Annotated in this window: 3 protein-coding genes and 2 pseudogenes; 3 read left to right on the forward strand and 2 right to left on the reverse strand. The window is 52.6% G+C overall.

Translation table 11 applies throughout. The features are described 5' to 3' along the window. Positions 1–385: pseudogene (locus tag BP727_RS01705) on the forward strand (O-phospho-L-seryl-tRNA:Cys-tRNA synthase); the annotation flags it as partial. Here BP727_RS01705 and BP727_RS01710 read toward each other — a convergent pair. Then, on the reverse strand, positions 382–1,200 hold the full coding sequence (locus BP727_RS01710; RefSeq protein ID WP_286857095.1) for a hypothetical protein: 819 nt from the start codon (positions 1,198–1,200) through the stop codon (positions 382–384). The pseudogene BP727_RS01705 and the gene BP727_RS01710 sit on opposite strands and share 4 nt — an antisense overlap. A gap of 184 nt (positions 1,201–1,384) precedes the next feature. Then, positions 1,385–2,137, reverse strand: a complete 753-nt coding sequence (locus tag BP727_RS01715) for a hypothetical protein (RefSeq protein ID WP_286857096.1) — start codon at positions 2,135–2,137, stop codon at positions 1,385–1,387. Between BP727_RS01715 and BP727_RS01720 the strand changes: the two genes are divergently transcribed. Continuing rightward, on the forward strand, positions 2,121–2,390 hold the full coding sequence (locus tag BP727_RS01720; RefSeq protein ID WP_273278996.1) for a hypothetical protein: 270 nt from the start codon (positions 2,121–2,123) through the stop codon (positions 2,388–2,390). The two genes, BP727_RS01715 and BP727_RS01720, sit on opposite strands and share 17 nt — an antisense overlap. Positions 2,391–2,538: 148 nt before the next feature. Next, a pseudogene (locus BP727_RS01725) lies at positions 2,539–2,894 on the forward strand (nicotinate-nucleotide--dimethylbenzimidazole phosphoribosyltransferase); the annotation flags it as partial.

A 2,894-nucleotide genomic window follows, 5' to 3' on the forward strand; every position in this document is an offset into this window, starting at 1 on the left:
CTCATTCCCAACAGTGGTAGAAAGGGTGGGCCGCTGGCCCGAGGAGCTGGAGAATGCCCGCTGGTTTTCCAGCGAGATGGAGAAGATGGATCTGGTCCAGGTGGGAGATCGGCCGCATAACCACGATCTGATGTTCTTTTTGACCGAGAGGCTCTATGATATATCTCAGACTGCAAAAGGAGGTCGCTACTTCCTCTACCGGGAGATGAAGGATAGAGGAGTGTGCGGCATCAAGCCTGGCCTCACCCGCCAGTTCAAGCTGAGCACATATGGCTTGGGCCGTCCGGAGTTGGAGGTGGTCTTGAATGCACTCTCTGAGATCATCGAGTCCCATGAAAAGGACGAAAAGGGAGATAAAAACGAAAAGGGAGCAAATGGGTCTTAAGACAGACCGCTTCCTCCCATTCCAATGGGTATCTGGCTGAGATCTCCAACGCCTGTCAGGATACTCACAGCATCCTGCCGGACATCGTGGTAGTAATCTTCTGAGCGAGTGCCCGATTTTACTGCAACCGTCTCATTCATGGCGGCCACTGAGCTGCTCGGTTCGATCTGGACGTCTGAGGTCTCAGCCTTTTGGGGCATGACCGCAGGGGTGTAGCTGGCGGTATCGGGATTGATCCATATGGCCTCGAAGGTGCCCCGCTCGGAGATCTCGCCATCTTTCACCTTCAAGAGATCGCCTCTTATCGACTGGTTCGAGGGGTCATATGTCCCGTTCAGGCGGGTGGAGGTCTCTGAGCCATCATCAAGGTAGGTCATGACCAGATCTACATTGTCCTCTTTTACCGATCCAATGACCACTGCATTCCAGGCCCCCTGGCCGTCCGGCTCGTATTTTGCCTGGCCGTAGAGGACCTCGTTCTCCTGATTGAGAGCCATTATCACATTATCGATCTCGATTCCTGAAACCGACCAGATATAGCTCAGGTCCAGGATAGACTGACTGGAAATCGGAACGGATTGGCTAACGTTGGAAGATTCATTGTCCATGATGGATGAATTCTCCGGGATCGATGCATTCTCCGAAATGGATTCATCGGTCGATGGCAGTGCCAAGAGCGATGCTGTCGGATCGAGCGCCGCCGTCTCTGCATCTGAGCTGCCCGCCTCCTGGGCGAGCGAGGGACCGGCAGCACAGATGAGAAATATCATTAGAGGAAGGATATGCCATCCCCTCATCAAGCAATTTACTTTCATTCAGAACCACCACATTCTACCTGAGATATCGAGCTATAGTTATTTTACTATAAATATTCTTGGTTTTCTCATATTAAGCCTTGCAGACCGTATAATCACGTAGAAAATGTGCCTTATGCAATTGATCGGAAAAAGATTTGCTGCGCCAGCTTTCTGGCGCATCATTTCTCATCTGAAGTGCAGTTCAGCCCATGCCTGGTGGGATGCCGCTGAGGTCGCCGCCCGGACCGATCTTATCTTTGTACTCATGAACGTCGACGAATCTCTTCTCCGTCTTATTAGCAGCAGTGGTATTCACTGCGGCAGCGGCGGGCTGTGCGGCACTGGTGACCTCTGCGGGAGCAGGAGTTGCCACCGCTGGTGCCTCAACCGTGGCAGGAGTGTAGCTGGAGGTATCCGGATTGATCCACATGGCATTGAAGGTGCCGTTGTTGATGATTTTGCCCTCGCTCGCCTGGGTGAAGTTGCCGCTGATGTCCTCATTGGCCAAGATGCCTGAAAACCTGGTAATGATCAGCACATTATCCTTCAGGGCGCTCATGGTCAGGTCAACCTTTTCTCCTGCCACTGAGCCTATGACATCCGCATTCCAGGCTTTTCCGCCCTCTGGCTCGTACTTTGCCCGGCCCAAAAGATCGTTGCCATTCTGCTCCAGGACCATGGTTATGGGGCCGGCCTCAATGCCGGAGAACTGCCAGATGTAGTTCAGATTCGGTCCCGAGATCGCTGGCGTCAGATTGACTGCGACAGCGGTCGCATTCTCTGTCTCATTCATGGAAGCGCTCTCGTTTGCGGGCAGGGTGGCATTCAGATCCAAAGCTGCCTCTATGCTGGAATTGTCATCCACAATGCTTGCGTTATCGGTGGTCTGCCCCAGGGACAGGCCTGTGGTGAGTAATGCAAGCAACAGGGGAATAATCATGTATCTTAAGCTCAATTATAAACCTCCAGTATCCCACTATTCGGCGATAGACTTTTCGTCATTTGCCTACAACAAACCCCAGTCTCATCTTCTCCTTTATAAGCCTTTGTCGAGCAATGCCCGGCGAAAGACCTCAGGGGGCAGGCTGAACAGGGCTGATATCGCCAGAGGTGAGAAGAAAAAGGATCTGGTATACGGGAATAAAACCACAGAGTCACAGAGCGCACAGAGGACGACGACCCCAGGGGGATTTTTTAATATCGGTTAGAATAGAGAAAAAAGAAGATGAGAGTCTCTTCAAATAGCGATCGGTTGCATCTGCGCGAGAGTTCAAAATTAGTTTAGCGCCATTCAAATAAACTTGAATTAAATAATGTAGCGTTGATTTAATATACCGGATCGCCGGATTATAGCTCATGCCAGAATGGATCTACCCCGATTTCGGGCCGCGCCCTAAGCGGCCACTATTCCTCTGCATCATATCCAATACGGACACCGGAAAGATACCTGGCCTCTCGGCGGCAGGAACCACTCCCGAATTGACCGACTACACACCAGGTGCAGACGCTGAGCTGGTGGAGACTAATAAGATCATCACCATGCCCGAGCTGCCTGAGGCACCCGGAGGCTCGCCCACCCCAGCGGTGGTCACCAAAGCGGCCCTGAACCTGACGGGCATCAATTCCCTCTTCGTAGCCTCGGGCCTGCGAAAGAAGCCGGCCGTCCCTTATGTCGAGCTGGGAGGCCAGCCGGGAGGCGACATCCGAAAAAA

Origin of the sequence: Methanosaeta sp. UBA356, from assembly GCF_002496465.1 — an archaeon.
GTDB classification, from domain to species: domain Archaea; phylum Halobacteriota; class Methanosarcinia; order Methanotrichales; family Methanotrichaceae; genus Methanothrix; species Methanothrix soehngenii.